Genomic DNA, 15,448 nt, shown 5'->3' on the forward strand with positions numbered 1-15,448 from the left:
AAACCTGTCATTCCCGCGCAGGCGGGGATCCATAGACGCTGACGTTTATGGCTGGAGGCGCGGCGGCAGCGCTTCTGTATCTCCGCCTGCGCGGGAATGACGAAATATCCACCGGGAACGATCCCGCCCCACCGGCGCTTCCCTCCCGCACCCACGGGAGACAAGACCATGGAAGACAACCGAATCTGGGCCTTCGAAGAGAGCCTCTGGACCGGCGACGCCGACCATTATCGCGAGCTGATCGACGACGAATGCGTCATGGTTCTGCCCGAACACCCCTTCGTCCTGACCGGCCGCGCCGCGATCGAGGCGGTCGCGAATACTCCCCGCTGGTCGCAGGTCGCGTTCAGCGAGCAGCAGGTCATGCGCCCGCAAGAGGGCCTGATCGCCATCGCCTACAAGGCAGAGGCGGCGAAGGACGGTGAAGCCTACACCGCCTACTGCACCACGACGATCCGCCGCCTGGAACACGAGGTCTGGCGCGTCGTCCAGCACCAGCAGACCCCGCCCCCGGTCGCCGCCGTGGTGTGAGGGCGGTTCCGCTTGGCATGACGACGCTCTCCTCTTGAGCGCATTCATCGTTTGGAGATTTACAACCGAATAAGCTCAGCACATATTATCTGAACCCACAAGATAAGCGGGAATGGTATATTTCAGCAGAGGCAAATGCTAAAACGGCTTCCGCTACTTATTTTAGCTATCGCGATTTCCACGTCTAGCGTCATGGCCGCAGATATTATTTAGTGTATAAGTTCATGCGATTTTGTAAGATCAAGAAATATATGATTTTGCATGAACTATTTTGATGAGCAAAGTCGTTATATCGCGTGTCTTTTTGATGCAGATAGAAGATTTCAACAGTGCACAGGTCGGTGCTACGCCTATTGTGGCTAAATAAGTTAAGCGCATGATACACTTGATGTATCATGCGCTTCATGGACCTAATAATCTGGGAAATGAATCATGCACAGAACGTGTATACTTTTTCCTATTGTATTAGCTAGTAGTCATGCACATGCAGAGAGGAAGCCTCAGACAAGCTGGGGAAAGCCGGATGTCACCTATACACAGTATAGAGCGGACGCGATAGAATGCGCGAAACTTGGATACTATAGAGACGTATCTCAGGACGAGCCCGGAAAACAATTTCTCCGGGGCTTCCGCACGGCCGACGAAGCAATTAATCAAGCAGATATGGGAGGCGCAAGCGTCGATAAGTGGCGCGACTCCATATTAATAACAAGGCTGGATAGAAAGTTGACGCAAATACAGAGTATACAAGTCGGCGATGTACGCACTTGCCTGCTCAAGAAAGGCTATAAAGAATTTGATCTAAGCAAGTCTGAAGAAGCTATTCTCCGACACTATCCCCGCGGATCAGAAGGTAGGCACAAGTATCTGTACGCTCTTGCTTCGAAAAAGGATTAAGGTGTCCCTCTCGCCAATCGATCAGATGTTGCATATCCCGCGCCCAGCGGCTCCGTCGCTGCGGCGCCTGAAAGCTCAAGCCGTCACCCCATAAACGCCGCATCCAACTGCGCATGCACTGCCTGCGCACCCAGCACGATCGTCCCCAGCGGTCCGGCGTTTCCACCCAGCGCCGGAGGCACCACATAGGTCTCCGCATCGCTCACTTCGGGCAGGGCGACATAGCCCGCCAGGCTGCGGCTCATCGCTGTCCGCACGCGGGGGAACAGGTGGTCGTTGCCCACCATCACGCCGCCGCCCATCACGATCCGCCGTGGCACGCCGGTCAGCACCAGCGTGTGGAGCAACTGCCCCAGCGCGTGCGCCACCAGGTCCCAGGCGGGATCGTCGGCGCCCAGTTCCGGGCCGGGAATACCGGTGCGCGCGCGGATCGCCGGGCCGGCCGCCAGCCCCTCGCAGCAGGCGCCGTGATAGGGACAGCTGCCGACCCACTCGTCGCCCGGCACACGCACGGGGCGGATATGCCCGAACTCGGAGTGGGTCAGCCCGTCGACCGGCCGCCCGCCCGCGATCAGGCCCACGCCGATCCCGGTGCCGACCGTGGCATAGGCGATGTCTGCCAGCCCCTTTGCCGCGCCCCACCGCGCCTCGGCCAGCGCCGCGCCGACCACGTCGGTGTGGAAACCGGTCGGCACCCGCGCGTGCCGGCGCAGCCGCTCGCCCACGTCCTGCCCTGCCCAGCCCGGCTTGGGAGTCGAGGTGATGTGCCCGTAATCGGCGGCGTGCCGGTCGATCGAGACCGGCCCGAAGCTGGCGATGCCCAGGCCGACGAAGCCCGACCACCGGTCGAGTACCGCCTCGATCGCCTGCAGCGTCTCCTCGGGCCGGGTCGTTGGCATCTCGACCCGGTCCTCGATCGCGTCGGGCCCGCGCGCGAGGATGCAGATGCACTTGGTTCCGCCCAGTTCGATCCCCGCGATCAGCGGTGCGTCGTCAGCCATCATCCCCCCTGTTTCGCCGCCTTGCGCGCGCGCATCATGTCACGAAACTTCGCCGCCCAGCCCGCCCGGTTCTCCTGCCGCGCGCGCGCCAGTGCCAGCGCGTAGGCCGGCACGTCGCCGGTCACGATCGATCCGGCCCCCACGATCGCGCCGTCGCCGATCGTCACCGGTGCGACCAGCGCGCTGTTCGACCCGACGAACGCGCCGGTGCCGATGCTGGTCCGGTATTTCAGGAAGCCGTCGTAATTGCAGGTGATCGTGCCCGCGCCGATATTGGCGCCCGCCCCGATCTCGGCATCGCCCAGATAGGTGAGGTGATTGGCCTTCGCCCCCTCGCCGAGCCGGGCCTTCTTGATCTCGACGAAATTGCCGACCTTGGCCTTCCGCTCCAGCACCGCGCCGGGCCGCAGCCGGGCATAGGGGCCAACCTCCGCACCGGCGCCGACCTCTGCGCCCTCCAGATGGCTGAAGGCGTGGATCGTCGCACCGTCCGCCACGCTGACGCCAGGACCGAACACGACATTCTGCCCCACCGTCACGTCGCGGCCCAGCACCGTGTCGTGCGCGAACCACACCGTCTCGGGCGCGAGCAGCGTTGCTCCCGCCGCCATCGCCTCAGCCCGACGTCGCGCCTGCCAGCCCGCCTCGACCGTGGCGAGTTCGCCGCGGCTGTTGACCCCGGCGACCTCGTCCGCCCCCGTCTCGATCACCGCCGATCCGCGTCCGTCGGCCGCGGCCAGCATCACGATGTCGGGAAGGTAATATTCGCCCACCGCATTGTCGTTGCCGACCCGCGCCAGCAGCGCGAACAGGTCGGCGCCGCGCACCGCCATCAGCCCCGAATTGCACAGGGTCTCCGCACGCTCTGGTTCGGAGGCATCCTTATACTCGACCATTCGCGCGATCCGCCCCTCGGCGTCCGCGATTACCCGGCCATAGGCACCGGGATCGCTCGGCCGAAAGCCCAGTACCACCACCGCCGGCGCGTCCTCGGCATGGAGCCGCTCGACCATCCGCCGCATCGTGCCCGCCGTCACCAGCGGCACGTCGCCGTAGAGGACCAGCACGTCGCCCTCGAAGCCCACCAGCGCCGCCTCGGCCTGTCGCACCGCATGGCCGGTGCCCAGCTGCTCGGCCTGCACCGCCACCGCGACGCCGTGCGGCGCCACCACCGCCTCCACCTGCTCGCGGCCAGCGCCGGTAACGACCACGACTCGCTCCGCCCCCATTTCGCCGACCGCCGCGATCAGGTGCAGCAGCATCGGCCGTCCCGCGACCGGATGGAGCACCTTGTGCAGGTCGGATTTCATCCTCGTGCCCTTGCCTGCCGCCAGGATCACGGCGGCGAGGGGACGGGCTGCGGCGGGAGTCGTGTCGGTCATCGGGCAGGCGGACTGGCACGAATGCCTTGCCAACGCCATAGCCCTGCTGGCACCGCGCCGGACATGACCGATTTTCCATTTCAGATCGTCGGCTTCGACATGGACGGCACGCTGCTCGATACCAGCGGCGATCTCGCCGCCGCCGTCAACGAAGCCCTGCAGGCCAGCGGCCACCCGACGCTCCCGGTCGAACGGATCAGGCCGATGATCGGCGGTGGCGCGCGCCACATGCTGGCGCAGGGGCTGGCCGCGACCGGCGGCTGCTCGGAAGCCGAACTCGATCGTCTCCACCGCGTCCTGCTCGACTATTACGAAGCGAACATGACGGTCCACACCCGCCCCTTTCCGCACGCGCTGGCGGCGCTCGACACGCTGGCGGCGCGCGGGGTCAGGCTGGCGGTCGTGACCAACAAGCTGGAACGATATGCCGCGCAGGTCCTTGACGATCTTGGCTTGTCCGACCGCTTCGCCTGTCTGATCGGCGGCGACACGATGGGCCCCGGCCGCGGCAAGCCGGCTCCCGATCCGATCCTCGAGATGATCGCCCGCTGCGGCGGCGGACGCGCGGCGTTCGTCGGCGACTCGGTCTATGACGTCGGCGCGGCCAAGGCGGCGGACGTGCCCGTGGTGGCATGCAGCTTCGGCTTCCTCGACCGCCCGGTCGAGGCGCTGGGGGCGGACGCGGTCATCGATGGTTTCGACCAGCTTGTCGAAACATTGGAAAGGCTCGGCTGACATGCTTGCCACGCCCTACCCGGCCCTGGCGCTCGCCGCCGCGACCTCGGCCGCAGTCTTTCTGGTCACGGGCGCCTGGGAGGGACTGGCCCTCGCCCTGGTCGGCGGCGTCGCCGCGGTCCTGCTCGGTCGCCGGCGCGACGTGGTGATGGACGTGGCGCCACCGCCCGCTCCCGCCGCACCGACGCTTGCGGAAATGCTGGACGGGGTCGCCGATCCGGTGCTGCTGGTGTCGAACGGCCGCGTCTCGATCGCCAACGCGGCGGCGCGCAACGTACTGGGAACGCACGTCATCGGTGAGGATGCTCGCGTCGCCATCCGCCATCCCGCCGCCGCCCAGGCGCTCGCCGCCGCCGATGGCCACCCGGTCGAGCTGGTCGGCATCGGCAGCCGCGATCGCCGCTGGGAGATGCGGGTGACCGCCATCTCGCCAGACCTCGCGATCGCCAACCTCGTCGACCGCACCCAGCATGCCGCCGCCGAGCGGATGCGCGTCGATTTCGTCGCCAATGCCAGCCACGAACTGCGCACCCCGCTCGCGTCGATCATGGGCTATATCGAGACGCTGGGCGAGGAGGCCGGCGAGGAACCCGTCCTGCGCACGCGCTTCCTGAAGATCATGATGGACGAGGCGCGACGCATGCAGCGCCTTGTCGAGGACCTCTTGTCCCTGTCGCGGATCGAGGCGGACAAATACCGCCTGCCCGACCGGCTGGTCGACGTCGCCGACCTGCTCGACGAAGTCTGTGCCGAGCTGCGCGGATCGGGTCGCGCGCGCGCCGCCGACCTGATCTGCGCGGAGTGGGACAACCTGCCCCCCGTCGCGGGGGACCGCGCCCAACTCTCGCAGCTGTTCCACAATCTGATCGGCAACGCGATGAAATATGGCCGTTCCGGCACGCCGGTCACAGTCACGTTGAAGGCCGTCCCGACCGGCTTGGTCATGACCGTGACCGACGAGGGAGAGGGCATCGCCCCCGAACACCTGCCGCGCCTGACCGAGCGCTTCTACCGCGTCGACGCCGGGCGCAGCCGCGCGCTGGGCGGCACCGGCCTCGGCCTCGCCATCGTCAAGCACATTGCCGAGCGTCATCGCGGTCGCCTCGACATCGCGAGCCGGGTCGGCGTCGGCACCACGGTCAGCGTCACCCTGCCCGCCACCGGCTGATCGAGAGCCGTGTCATTAAAGCGTAACCCCTCGGTCACATAGGCGCGGACGAGCGGCGGCATCAGCCCGCCGCGTCAGGGAAATCGATGCGCCGCCACATCCTATCCGGCCTGATGCTGCTGGCCATTTCGGCCGCGTGCGTGCTTGGCGGCTGTCGGGATCAGGCCAATGGCGGCGGTGCGGGCGCGCGCGACCAGATCAGCGTGGTCGGATCGTCGACCGTCTATCCCTTCACCACCATGGTCGCCGAGCAGCTGGTCGCGACCGACCCCGACATCCCGGCCCCCGTCATCGAGTCGACCGGTACCGGCGCGGGCATGAAATTGTTCTGCGCCGGCGTCGGCGCGGCGCACCCGGACATCGAGGATGCCTCGCGCCGGATCAAGGCGAGCGAGTATCGCGACTGCGCCGCTCACGGCGTGAAGGACATCATGGAGGTGCAGGTCGGCATCGACGGCATCGCCTTCGCCGAGGCGAAGAACGGGCCGAAGATGGCGCTGACGCCGGCTCAGCTCTATCTCGCGCTCGCCGCCGCGCCGGGTGGCAAGCCGAACACGCGCCGCACCTGGCGCGACGTCGATCCGGCGCTCCCCGCCATCCCCATCCAGGTATACGGCCCCCCCGCGACCAGCGGCACCCGCGATGCGCTGGCCGAGCTAATCCTGAGCAAGGGCTGCGAGCAGGTCGATCCGGCCGCCCACGCGCTCGCCGCGACCAACCCCGACGCACACAAGGCGCTGTGCACCCGCGTGCGCGAGGACGGCGCCTATATCGATGCGGGCGAGAACGACAATCTGATCGTCCAGAAGCTCCAGTCGAACCCCGACGCGATCGGCGTGTTCGGCTATTCCTATCTCGACGAGAATGCCGGCGCGGTGACCGGCGTGCCGATCAGCGGCGTCGCGCCGACCTATGCGACGATCGCCGACGGCCGCTATCCCGGCTCGCGCCCGCTCTACATCTACGTCAAGAAGGCGCACCTCGCCGCCATCCCGAACCTGCGTACCTTCCTGAAGCTCTACGTCGCCAGCTGGGGCCCTGACGGCCCGCTGGTCACGCGCGGCCTGATCGCCGCGCCCGAGGCGGTTCGTGCCCGCGCGGCGCAGGTCGTTGCGACAGAGGCGGTGCTAGATCCGGCAGAGCTGAAATGAGCGGCCCCGTCCTCGTCATCATCGTCGCCGGGCTGGCGCTGATCGGCTGGCTGATCGCCCGCGCCCGCGCCGCCGCATTCCGTGACGGCGGCCAGCGCTTCAGTTCGCTGCCCGGCCATCACGGCTGGTATGTGGCACTGTGGCTGCTGGTGCCGCCTCTGGTGTTTCTCGCCATCTGGGCGGCGGTGTCGCCGGCGATGGTCACCGACGCGGTCCTCGCCACGCCTGCCGCCGCGCAGCTGCCCCCACCCGGCTTCGACCGCGCGTCGATCCTGTCGGAGGCGCGGGCGCTGGCCCAGGGTCGCGCCTATGGTGCCTTCAACGCACTGTCGCAGCGCCTGGCACCTGCCTACGCGACCGCACAGGACCGCTACGACTGGATTGCCACCGGCCTGGCGCTGCTCCTCTCCTTTGCCGGCGGCGCCTTCGCCTTCGTGCGGGTGCGACCGGGCTTCGCCGCGCGGACTAGGGTCGAGCGGATCGTGATGGGTCTGCTGCTCGCCGCCTCGCTGATCGCGATCCTGACCACGATCGGCATCGTCGCTTCGCTCCTGTACGAGGCGGGGCGCTTCTTCCACACCGTACCCGTCACCGACTTCCTGTTCGGCACGCACTGGAGCCCGCAGGTCATCGACCCGCGCGATCCGGGTGCGAACCTGGGCGCGGTACCGCTGTTCTGGGGCACCTTCTTCATCGGCGCCGTCATCGCCATGGCGGTCGCCATCCCCTTCGGGCTGATGAGCGCGGTCTACCTTACCCAGTATGCCGCGCCCCGCACCCGCCGCTGGATGAAACCCATTCTCGAGGTGCTCGCCGGCGTTCCGACCGTGGTCTACGGCTATTTCGCCGCGCTGACCGTCGCGCCGGCGGTACGTGCGCTCGCGGTATCGCTGGGAATCAGCTGGGCCTCATCAGAGAGCGCACTGGCGGCCGGGCTGGTCATGGGCGTCATGATTATCCCCTTCGTCTCGTCGATGGCCGACGACAGCCTGGCGGCAGTGCCCAGCGCGATGCGCGACGGCAGCCTGGCGATGGGCGCGACCAGTTCCGAGACGATCCGCAAGGTGATGCTGCCCGCCGCCTTGCCCGGCGTGGTCGGCGGCGTCCTGCTCGCGGTCAGCCGGGCGATCGGCGAGACGATGATCGTCGTCATGGCCGCGTCCGGGGTCGCGACCCTGACCGCCAACCCCTTCGCCTCGGCGACCACCGTCACCCGCCAGATCGTCGACCTGCTGACCGGCGAGGCGGAGTTCGACAGCCCCAAGACGCTCGCCGCCTTCGCGCTGGGGCTCACGCTGTTCGTCGTCACCCTGCTCCTCAACATCGTCGCGCTGACCGTCGTGAAGCGCTACCGGGAGGCTTATGAGTAGCTCGCTCGTCGCCCCGCTACCGACGGCGGGCACCGCGCACGACCCGGCGCCCCGCGCGCCGACCGACTGGACCACCGGGTCGATGCAGCGTCGCATCCGCAAGCGCTATGCCGCCGAACGCCGCTTCCGCCTGATGGGGTTGGGCGCGGTGGTGCTGTCGGCCGGATTCCTGGCGTTCCTGCTCGTCTCGATGCTGGTGCAGGGGCTGGGCGGCTTTACCGAGACACGCGTGACGGTACCGATCGACCTTGCCGCCGCGAAGCTGCCGGTGACGCCGCAGCAGCTCGCCGGTCGCGGTGCCGACCTGGCGCTCGCCGGTGCCGGGCTGGAGGGGATCGTCGGCGCCGCCGCCGCCCGCGCCTATGACGACCCGACCCTACTCTCGTCCGGCGCCTGGCTGCGCGTACGCGACGCGATCAAGCGCGACCCCGCGCTCCTGTCGCGCAAGGCGGTGTTCGACCTGCCGACCTCCAGCGCGATCGACATCGCCTACAAGGGAGAGGGCAGCGCCGCCGCGGAGGCGACCGTCGTCGCCCTGTCGAAACGCGACGTCCTGTCACGCGGGCTGAACTGGAGCTTCTTCACGGGCGCGGACGCGACCGATCCGACCCGCGTGGGCATCTGGGGCGCGTTCAAGGGCTCGCTGCTGACGATGCTGGTCACCCTGCTGCTCGCCTTCCCGATCGGCGTGCTGGCGGCGCTCTACCTCGAGGAATATGCGCCGCGGAACCGCTGGACCGACCTGATCGAGGTGTCGATCAACAACCTGGCGGCGGTGCCCTCGATCATCTTCGGCCTGCTAGGGCTCGCCGTGTTCCTCGGCACCTTCGGCCTGCCGCGCTCGGCACCGATCGTCGGCGGGCTGACGCTGGCGCTGATGACGATGCCGGTCATCGTCATCGCCGGGCGCAACGCGATCAAGGCGGTGCCGCCCTCGATCCGCGACGCCGCGCTGGGCATCGGCGCCTCGCCGATCCAGGTCGTGTTCCACCACGTCCTGCCGCTCGCGCTGCCCGGTATCCTGACCGGCACGATCATCGGCATGGCGCGCGCGCTGGGCGAGACGGCGCCGCTGCTGATGATCGGCATGCGCGCCTTCATCGCCGCGCCGCCTTCGGGCATCGCCAGCCCGGCGACCGCGCTGCCCGTCCAGATCTTTCTCTGGTCCGACCAGGTCGACCGCGGCTTCGTCGAGAAGACGTCGACCGCGATCATCGTCCTTCTCGTCTTCCTCCTCGCGATGAATGGCCTGGCCATCTATCTGCGCAACCGCTTCGAGACCCGCTGGTGAGCACACCCAAGATGACCGCCCGGAACGTCCACGTTCACTACGGGCCGAAACAGGCGATCGACGGCGTGTCGATCGACATCGAGCAGGACAAGGTCGTCGCCTTCATCGGCCCGTCCGGCTGCGGCAAGAGCACTTTCCTGCGCACCCTCAACCGCATGAACGACACCGTCGCGTCGGCCCGCGTCAAGGGCGACATCCGCCTCGACGGGCAGGACATCTACGCGCCCGAGATGGACGTCGTGCAGCTGCGCGCCCGCGTCGGGATGGTTTTCCAGAAGCCCAACCCCTTCCCCAAGTCGATCTACGAAAACGTCGCCTACGGCCCCCGCATCCACGGGCTGGCGGCGGGCAAGGCCGATCTCGACCACGTCGTCGAACGCTCGCTAACCCGCGCCGGCCTGTGGAACGAGGTGAAGGATCGCCTGTCCGACAGCGGCACCGCTTTGTCGGGCGGCCAGCAGCAGCGGCTGTGCATCGCCCGCGCCATCGCCGTCGATCCCGAGGTAATCCTGATGGACGAGCCGTGCAGCGCGCTAGACCCGATCGCCACCGCCAAGATCGAGGAGCTGATCCACGAACTACGTGGCCGCTACGCGATCGCCATCGTCACCCACAACATGCAGCAGGCGGCGCGCGTCAGCCAGAAGACCGCCTTCTTCCACCTAGGCACGCTGGTGGAATATGGCGCCACGTCGGATATCTTCACCAATCCGCGGCAGGACCGCACCAAGGATTACATCACCGGCCGCTACGGCTGAGTGGGGGCATCATGAACGAGCATACCGTCAAGGCGTTCGACACCGACATCGGCCAGCTGCGCGGCCTCATCAGCGAGATGGGCGGCCTGACCGAAGACGCCATCGCCAAGGCGATGCAGGCGCTTCAGCGCAGCGACCTGCAGCTCGCCGCCGAGGTCCGCGCCAACGACCGCAGGATCGACGCGCTGGAGGCGGAGGTCGAGAGCCTGGCCGTCCGCATCATCGCGCTGCGCGCGCCGCTGGCGATCGACCTGCGCGAGGTGGTGGCGGCGATGAAGATCGCCAGCGTGGTCGAGCGGATCGCCGACTATGCCAAGAACATCGCCAAGCGCGTTCCCCTGATCGAGAGCGAGCACCGGATCGAGCCGGTGTCGATCCTGCCGGCCATGGGCCGAATGGCGGCCGAGATGGTGCGCCACGCGCTCGACGCCTTCGCGGCGCGCGATGCCGAGGAGGCGGCGCGGGTCTGGCACAGCGACCCGCCGCTCGACGACTTCTACGATTCGATCTTCCGCACCCTCGTCACCTTCATGGTCGAGAACCCGACGACGATCAGCCAGGTCGCGCACCTGCTGTTCATCGCCAAGAACCTGGAGCGGATCGGCGACCACGCGACCAACGTCGCGGAGATGGTCTATTTCGCGGCGACCGGCGAACATCTCGCCGATCGCGAGCGCGGTGGTGGGGAGCGGGACTGATGGCACGCGTCACGATGCTGCTGGTGGAGGACGATGCGGCGCTGGCCGAACTCCTCACCTTCCATTTCCGGCGCGAGGATTTCGAGGTCGTGCAGACCGCCGATGGCGAGGAGGCGCTGCTCCTCGCGCGGGAGCGGACGCCCGACATCGTTCTGCTCGACTGGATGATCGAGGGCGTGATCTCTGGCCTGGAGGTCTGCCGGCGCCTGCGCCGCGCACCCGAGACGCAGAACGTGCCGATCATCATGCTGACCGCGCGCGGCGAGGAGGAGGACCGGGTCCGCGGGCTGGAGACGGGTGCCGACGATTATGTCACCAAGCCCTTTTCCCCACGCGAGCTGGTCGCCCGCGTCGGCGCGGTGCTGCGCCGGGTCCGCCCCGCGCTGGCCGGCGAGGCGCTGATCTATTCGGATATCGAGATGGACACGGTCGGCCACAAGGTGAAGCGCGGCGGCGAGACGGTGGCGCTGGGCCCAACCGAGTTCCGCCTGCTCAAGCACTTCCTCGAGCATCCCGGCCACGTCTTCTCGCGCGAGCGGCTGCTCGACAGTGTCTGGGGCCATGATAGCGACATCGAGAGCCGCACCGTCGACGTCCATATCCGTCGCCTGCGCAAGGCGATCAACGTCGGCGGCCGGTCCGACATCATCCGCACCGTGCGCTCTGCCGGCTATGCCCTTGATGCGGACGGCTGATTTCCGCACGTCTTAATTGGAACCGTTGCACGAAGGACACATCCGCGTCGTGGGGCGTTGGGCGGCGGCGTGATGCATTTGGATCGCGTACGAAATCATCCTGAGGAGATCCTCTCATGAAGTTCGCCCTGCTCGCCGCCACCGCACTGCTGGCCGCCCCCGTATTCGCGCAGGATACCCCGGCAACCGCGCCGACCACCACCACAGATGGCGCACAGCCGCCCGCGACCGCGCCCGACACCACGATGGCACCCGATGCGACCGGCACGCCGCCGGCCGCCGCCACCGATCCGGCTCAGCCGATGACGACCGACACGCCGCCAGCCGCCCCCGCCGCGCCGTCGACCGCATCGCCGTCGGGCATGAGCACCAGTGACCCGGCCGGTGGTTACCAGCCGGCTCCGGGCGCCGCTCCTGCTCCGGGCGCCGGCCCGGTGACCGTGCAGCCCTCGGTCAGCCCGGCCCAGGCTTTCCCGGCTCCGGCGCCGCTGGCCAGCTACCCGATCTGCAAGAAGGGCCAGTACGACAAGTGCCGCCAGCGCGGCGGCAAGTAACACCGGCCACGAACGACGGGTTGCGCGCGAGCGCAACCCATTTAGGAAGGGCGCTCCACCACTTGGAGCGCCCTTTTCCATGTCCACCCGACCCGCAATCCGCTTCGACGGTCGCGTCGCCATCGTTACCGGTGCCGGCGGGGGCCTTGGCCGCGACTATGCGCTGGAACTTGCCCGCCGAGGCGCGCACGTCGTCGTCAACGATCTGGGCGGCGGCCGCGACGGCACCGGCCATTCCGACGCCGCCGCGCAAGTGGTGGCGGAGATCGAGGCGGCGGGCGGCTCGGCGATGGCGGACGGCGGCAACGTCGCCGACCACGCGCAGATGGCCGCGATGGTCGCGCGCGCGCAGGAGCGCTGGGGCGGCGTCCACATCCTCATCAACAATGCCGGCGTGCTGCGCGACAAGAGCTTCGCCAAGATGGAGCCGGCCGATTTCGAGTTCGTCGTCCGCGTCCACCTGCTCGGCTCGGCCTATGCGACCAAGGCGTGCTGGGACCTCTTCCGCACGCAAGGCTATGGCCGGGTGCTGATGACCTCGTCGTCGAGCGGACTGTACGGCAATTTCGGTCAGGCCAACTACGCCGCCGCCAAGCTGGGGATCGCCGGTCTCGCCAAGACGTTGGCGATCGAGGGCATGAAGAACAATATTCGCGTCAACACCATTGCCCCCACCGCCGGCACGCGGATGACCGAGGACCTGTTCCCCGAAGAGGCGTTTGCCGCCTTCGCGCCAGAGAAGGTGGTGCCGGCCGCGCTCTACCTCGTGTCCGAAGATGCGCCGACCGGCCAGATCGTCGGTGCCGGCGCGGGCGTGTTCCAGTCTGCCGCCATCACCCTGTCGCGCGGCGTGGCGCTGCGCGGCGACGACCTGTCGCCCGAGGGGATTGCCGCCAACTGGGACGCGATCGTGGACCGCGACGGCGAGATCGTGCCGAAGAGCGGTGCCGAACAGTCGATGACCATCGCCGCGCTCCTCCAGCAGGGCTGATCCTGCCGCGCTCCGTCATGCCGGGACAAGCCCGGCATGACGTTCGAGCGTTACTGCCGATACTTGCCGACCCGCTGTGTATTGCAACCGCAATACACATTGACTAGCATCCCGCGAAACGATGGGGATGCCGGCATGTACAGCGAGGGCGATATCGACAATGCGGTCGCTGCCGGGGTGCTGCCCCCGCAGACGGCCGACGCCTTCCGCCGGTACGTCGCTGCCGGTCGCGCCAGCCCGGCGGTCGACGAGGAGCATTTCCGCCTCCTGACCGGCTTCAACGACATCTTCGTGTCCATTGCCATCGTGCTGCTGCTGGTGGCGGTCGGCCAGATCGGGGGGCAGGTGTGGCAGCCGCTCGCACCCGCCCTGGTCGCGGCGGTCGCCTGGGCGCTGGCGCTGTTCTTCACCGCGCGGCGCCGCATGGCATTGCCCAGCATCATCCTGCTCGGCGCCTTTGTCGGCGGCGTCGGGCTGGCCGTCGCGCTGGCGCTGGGCACGCTGGTCGATCCCCAGTCCGAGCGGCTGGAGGCGCTGGTCGCGGCGGCGGGTGCGCTCGGTGCAGCCGCGGCGGCGTGGCTGCACTGGCGTCGTTTCATGGTGCCGATCACCGTCGCCGCCGGCGCGGGATCGGTGGCCGGACTGGCGGTCGCACTGGTGCTCGCCGCTTTTCCTCAGGTCGATGCGCTGGTCTGGCCGCTGCTGCTGGCTGCGGGCCTCGCGGTATTCGCGCTGGCGATGCGGTGGGACCTGAGCGACCGCGAGCGGCTGACCCGCCGCGCCGACGTCGCCTTCTGGCTCCACCTCACCGCCGCGCCGATGATCGCGCATCCGGTCTTCCAGCTACTCGGCGTGTTCGGCGAGGCGATCGGCCCGGCCACCGCGGTGCTGGTCCTGATCCTCTACGGCCTGTTCGCCTTCGTCGCACTCGCGGTCGATCGGCGCGCGCTGCTGGTATCGAGCCTGGTCTACGTCCTCTACGCGATGTTCTCGCTGTTCCGTACCGCCGGCGCGGTCGAGCTGTCGGCGGCGTTCACCGCGCTCGCGATCGGGTCTGCGCTACTGACCCTGTCGGCGTTCTGGCATCCGATCCGCAAGCGTGTTGTCGGGCTGCTCGGCGCGCTCGGCACCCGACTGCCGCCCGTGCAGGACGTCGGACCGGCTATTCCTCGACCAGCTTGAGCAGCCGTCGCTCGACCGGGGCTAACACCGGCCCCAGCTCGTGCCCACGCTTCAGCACCGCCCCCGCCTCGCCGACCAGCGCCCACATGCCCTGCCGCTGACGAAGCGCCGGGCGCTTCTCGATCCGGATCTCGGGCCGCTCGGTCGCGCGGCGGAACGCGGAGAAGACCGCCGCCTCGCGGCCCAGCTCGATCGCATAATCGCGCCAGTGGCCCGCGGCGACCATGCGCCCGTACAGGTCCAGGATCCGCGTCAGCTCGGCGCGCTCGAAGCCGACCTGCCCGATCTGCCGGCCGGGAAAGGGGACGACGCCCATCAGGCCCGCATCCTCCTCAAGCCCGGTCGCGCTCCGCCCCGGCACCGGCCTGCTGCTCGGCCAGCAGCGCGTCCAGCCGCTTGCGCAGCTGCTCCACCTCGCAGCGCAGCAGCTCGGTCTTCTGGGTCACGGGATCGAAATTCTCGGAGCATTTGGTGCCATAGGGCAGGAAGTCGGGCTTGGGCGACGCCCCGCCCTCCACCACCGTCGGGCGGGCCGGGATGCCAACCATGACCGCGCCGTCCGGCACCTCGCGCGTCACCACCGCATTGGCGCCGATCCGTGCACCGCGCCCGACCGTGATCGGCCCCAGCACCTGCGCGCCCGACCCCACGATCGCGCCGTCGAGCAGCGTCGGGTGCCGCTTGCCACCGACGCCATTGTCGGGGCTGGTCCCGCCCAGCGTCACGCACTGATAGATGGTCACGTCGTCGCCGATCACCGCCGTCTCGCCGATCACCACGAAACCATGGTCGATGAAGAAGTTCCGCCCGATCGTCGCGCCAGGATGGATGTCGATCGCGGTCCAGGCACGGGTCGTGTGGTTGACGATGCGCGCCATCAGGAACAGCCGCGCGCGGAACAGCCGATGCGCGATCCGGTGCCCGGCGAGCGCCCACACGCCCGGATAGGTCAGCACCTCCGCGCGGCTGCGCGGCGCAGGGTCGCGGGCGCGGATCGAATCGAGATAGGCGACGAGGCGGCTCGGCATAGAAATTTTCCCTCGC

General features: G+C 68.3%; 16 protein-coding genes. 12 read left to right on the plus strand and 4 right to left on the minus strand.

Annotated elements, in window-relative coordinates; translation table 11 throughout:
• Nucleotides 1-168: 168 nt before the first annotated feature.
• The gene (locus Q5H91_RS05135) at nucleotides 169-531 is read left to right on the plus strand and encodes a DUF4440 domain-containing protein (protein WP_305172143.1); all 363 of its coding nucleotides are present in this window, start codon (nucleotides 169-171) and stop codon (nucleotides 529-531) included.
• A 980-nt stretch (nucleotides 532-1,511) separates the two neighbouring features.
• Here the strand turns inward: Q5H91_RS05135 and Q5H91_RS05140 are convergent.
• Together Q5H91_RS05140 and glmU are read right to left on the minus strand one after the other, a co-directional pair.
• Entirely contained in the window at nucleotides 1,512-2,429 is a 918-nt protein-coding gene (locus tag Q5H91_RS05140; protein WP_305172144.1) for an ROK family protein, read from the minus strand.
• Nucleotides 2,429-3,811, minus strand: coding sequence for a bifunctional UDP-N-acetylglucosamine diphosphorylase/glucosamine-1-phosphate N-acetyltransferase GlmU (gene glmU, locus Q5H91_RS05145; protein WP_305172145.1), 1,383 nt, complete (start codon nucleotides 3,809-3,811; stop codon nucleotides 2,429-2,431). Before glmU ends, Q5H91_RS05140 begins: the two co-directional genes overlap by 1 nt.
• A 63-nt stretch (nucleotides 3,812-3,874) precedes the next feature.
• On the opposite strand from glmU, the gene Q5H91_RS05150 reads away from it, so the two are divergent.
• From Q5H91_RS05150 to Q5H91_RS05200, 11 genes are all read left to right on the plus strand, one after another.
• On the plus strand, nucleotides 3,875-4,546 hold the full coding sequence (locus Q5H91_RS05150) for an HAD-IA family hydrolase (RefSeq protein ID WP_305172146.1): 672 nt from the start codon (nucleotides 3,875-3,877) through the stop codon (nucleotides 4,544-4,546).
• 1 nt (nucleotide 4,547) lies between these two features.
• Nucleotides 4,548-5,714, plus strand: a complete 1,167-nt coding sequence (locus Q5H91_RS05155) for a sensor histidine kinase (protein ID WP_305172147.1) — start codon at nucleotides 4,548-4,550, stop codon at nucleotides 5,712-5,714.
• Nucleotides 5,715-5,800: 86 nt separating this feature from the next.
• The gene (locus tag Q5H91_RS05160; protein ID WP_370655219.1) at nucleotides 5,801-6,865 is read left to right on the plus strand and encodes a substrate-binding domain-containing protein; all 1,065 of its coding nucleotides are present in this window, start codon (nucleotides 5,801-5,803) and stop codon (nucleotides 6,863-6,865) included.
• Nucleotides 6,862-8,235, plus strand: coding sequence for a phosphate ABC transporter permease subunit PstC (gene pstC, locus Q5H91_RS05165; protein ID WP_305172148.1), 1,374 nt, complete (start codon nucleotides 6,862-6,864; stop codon nucleotides 8,233-8,235). Before Q5H91_RS05160 ends, pstC begins: the two co-directional genes overlap by 4 nt.
• Nucleotides 8,228-9,526 carry a phosphate ABC transporter permease PstA gene (gene pstA, locus Q5H91_RS05170; protein ID WP_305172149.1) on the plus strand — a complete coding sequence of 433 codons (1,299 nt, stop codon included), beginning with the start codon at nucleotides 8,228-8,230 and terminating at the stop codon, nucleotides 9,524-9,526. Before pstC ends, pstA begins: the two co-directional genes overlap by 8 nt.
• A gap of 11 nt (nucleotides 9,527-9,537) precedes the next feature.
• A complete protein-coding gene (gene pstB / locus Q5H91_RS05175) occupies nucleotides 9,538-10,284 on the plus strand; it encodes a phosphate ABC transporter ATP-binding protein PstB (protein ID WP_305172396.1) in 747 nt (248 codons plus the stop codon).
• Nucleotides 10,285-10,295: 11 nt separating this feature from the next.
• On the plus strand, nucleotides 10,296-10,982 hold the full coding sequence (gene phoU / locus Q5H91_RS05180) for a phosphate signaling complex protein PhoU (RefSeq protein ID WP_305172150.1): 687 nt from the start codon (nucleotides 10,296-10,298) through the stop codon (nucleotides 10,980-10,982).
• Nucleotides 10,982-11,677, plus strand: coding sequence for a phosphate regulon transcriptional regulator PhoB (gene phoB, locus Q5H91_RS05185; RefSeq protein WP_305172151.1), 696 nt, complete (start codon nucleotides 10,982-10,984; stop codon nucleotides 11,675-11,677). The genes phoU and phoB overlap by 1 nt, the downstream gene beginning before the upstream one ends.
• A 116-nt stretch (nucleotides 11,678-11,793) precedes the next feature.
• Entirely contained in the window at nucleotides 11,794-12,231 is a 438-nt protein-coding gene (locus tag Q5H91_RS05190; protein ID WP_305172152.1) for a hypothetical protein, read from the plus strand.
• Between the two features lie 79 nt (nucleotides 12,232-12,310).
• Complete coding sequence (locus tag Q5H91_RS05195) at nucleotides 12,311-13,222, plus strand: SDR family NAD(P)-dependent oxidoreductase (protein ID WP_305172153.1); 912 nt, start codon at nucleotides 12,311-12,313, stop codon at nucleotides 13,220-13,222.
• 135 nt (nucleotides 13,223-13,357) lie between these two features.
• Nucleotides 13,358-14,404 carry a hypothetical protein gene (locus Q5H91_RS05200; protein WP_305172154.1) on the plus strand — a complete coding sequence of 349 codons (1,047 nt, stop codon included), beginning with the start codon at nucleotides 13,358-13,360 and terminating at the stop codon, nucleotides 14,402-14,404.
• Here Q5H91_RS05200 and Q5H91_RS05205 read toward each other — a convergent pair.
• Together Q5H91_RS05205 and epsC are read right to left on the minus strand one after the other, a co-directional pair.
• Nucleotides 14,385-14,720, minus strand: a complete 336-nt coding sequence (locus Q5H91_RS05205) for a DUF2794 domain-containing protein (protein ID WP_305172155.1) — start codon at nucleotides 14,718-14,720, stop codon at nucleotides 14,385-14,387. The two genes, Q5H91_RS05200 and Q5H91_RS05205, sit on opposite strands and share 20 nt — an antisense overlap.
• Before the next feature lie 16 nt (nucleotides 14,721-14,736).
• The gene (gene epsC, locus Q5H91_RS05210; protein ID WP_305172156.1) at nucleotides 14,737-15,432 is read right to left on the minus strand and encodes a serine O-acetyltransferase EpsC; all 696 of its coding nucleotides are present in this window, start codon (nucleotides 15,430-15,432) and stop codon (nucleotides 14,737-14,739) included.
• Between the last annotated feature and the right edge of the window lie 16 nt (nucleotides 15,433-15,448).

The sequence above is a fragment of the Sphingomonas aurea genome (genome assembly GCF_030678875.1).
GTDB classification, from domain to species: Bacteria; Pseudomonadota; Alphaproteobacteria; order Sphingomonadales; family Sphingomonadaceae; genus Sphingomonas; species Sphingomonas aurea.

What these genes read in the sequence shown, in the direction of transcription:
- Q5H91_RS05135 (WP_305172143.1), top strand. Translation starts at nt 169, where the DNA reads ATGGAAGACAACCGAATCTGGGCCTTCGAAGAGAGCCTCTGGACCGGC.
- Q5H91_RS05190 (WP_305172152.1), top strand. Translation starts at nt 11,794, where the DNA reads ATGAAGTTCGCCCTGCTCGCCGCCACCGCACTGCTGGCCGCCCCCGTA.
- Q5H91_RS05140 (WP_305172144.1), bottom strand. Translation starts at nt 2,429, where the DNA reads ATGGCTGACGACGCACCGCTGATCGCGGGGATCGAACTGGGCGGAACC.
- phoU (WP_305172150.1), top strand. Translation starts at nt 10,296, where the DNA reads ATGAACGAGCATACCGTCAAGGCGTTCGACACCGACATCGGCCAGCTG.
- glmU (WP_305172145.1), bottom strand. Translation starts at nt 3,811, where the DNA reads ATGACCGACACGACTCCCGCCGCAGCCCGTCCCCTCGCCGCCGTGATC.
- Q5H91_RS05200 (WP_305172154.1), top strand. Translation starts at nt 13,358, where the DNA reads ATGTACAGCGAGGGCGATATCGACAATGCGGTCGCTGCCGGGGTGCTG.
- Q5H91_RS05160 (WP_370655219.1), top strand. Translation starts at nt 5,801, where the DNA reads ATGCGCCGCCACATCCTATCCGGCCTGATGCTGCTGGCCATTTCGGCC.
- pstC (WP_305172148.1), top strand. Translation starts at nt 6,862, where the DNA reads ATGAGCGGCCCCGTCCTCGTCATCATCGTCGCCGGGCTGGCGCTGATC.
- Q5H91_RS05155 (WP_305172147.1), top strand. Translation starts at nt 4,548, where the DNA reads ATGCTTGCCACGCCCTACCCGGCCCTGGCGCTCGCCGCCGCGACCTCG.
- Q5H91_RS05150 (WP_305172146.1), top strand. Translation starts at nt 3,875, where the DNA reads ATGACCGATTTTCCATTTCAGATCGTCGGCTTCGACATGGACGGCACG.
- Q5H91_RS05205 (WP_305172155.1), bottom strand. Translation starts at nt 14,720, where the DNA reads ATGGGCGTCGTCCCCTTTCCCGGCCGGCAGATCGGGCAGGTCGGCTTC.
- pstB (WP_305172396.1), top strand. Translation starts at nt 9,538, where the DNA reads ATGACCGCCCGGAACGTCCACGTTCACTACGGGCCGAAACAGGCGATC.
- phoB (WP_305172151.1), top strand. Translation starts at nt 10,982, where the DNA reads ATGGCACGCGTCACGATGCTGCTGGTGGAGGACGATGCGGCGCTGGCC.
- epsC (WP_305172156.1), bottom strand. Translation starts at nt 15,432, where the DNA reads ATGCCGAGCCGCCTCGTCGCCTATCTCGATTCGATCCGCGCCCGCGAC.
- pstA (WP_305172149.1), top strand. Translation starts at nt 8,228, where the DNA reads ATGAGTAGCTCGCTCGTCGCCCCGCTACCGACGGCGGGCACCGCGCAC.
- Q5H91_RS05195 (WP_305172153.1), top strand. Translation starts at nt 12,311, where the DNA reads ATGTCCACCCGACCCGCAATCCGCTTCGACGGTCGCGTCGCCATCGTT.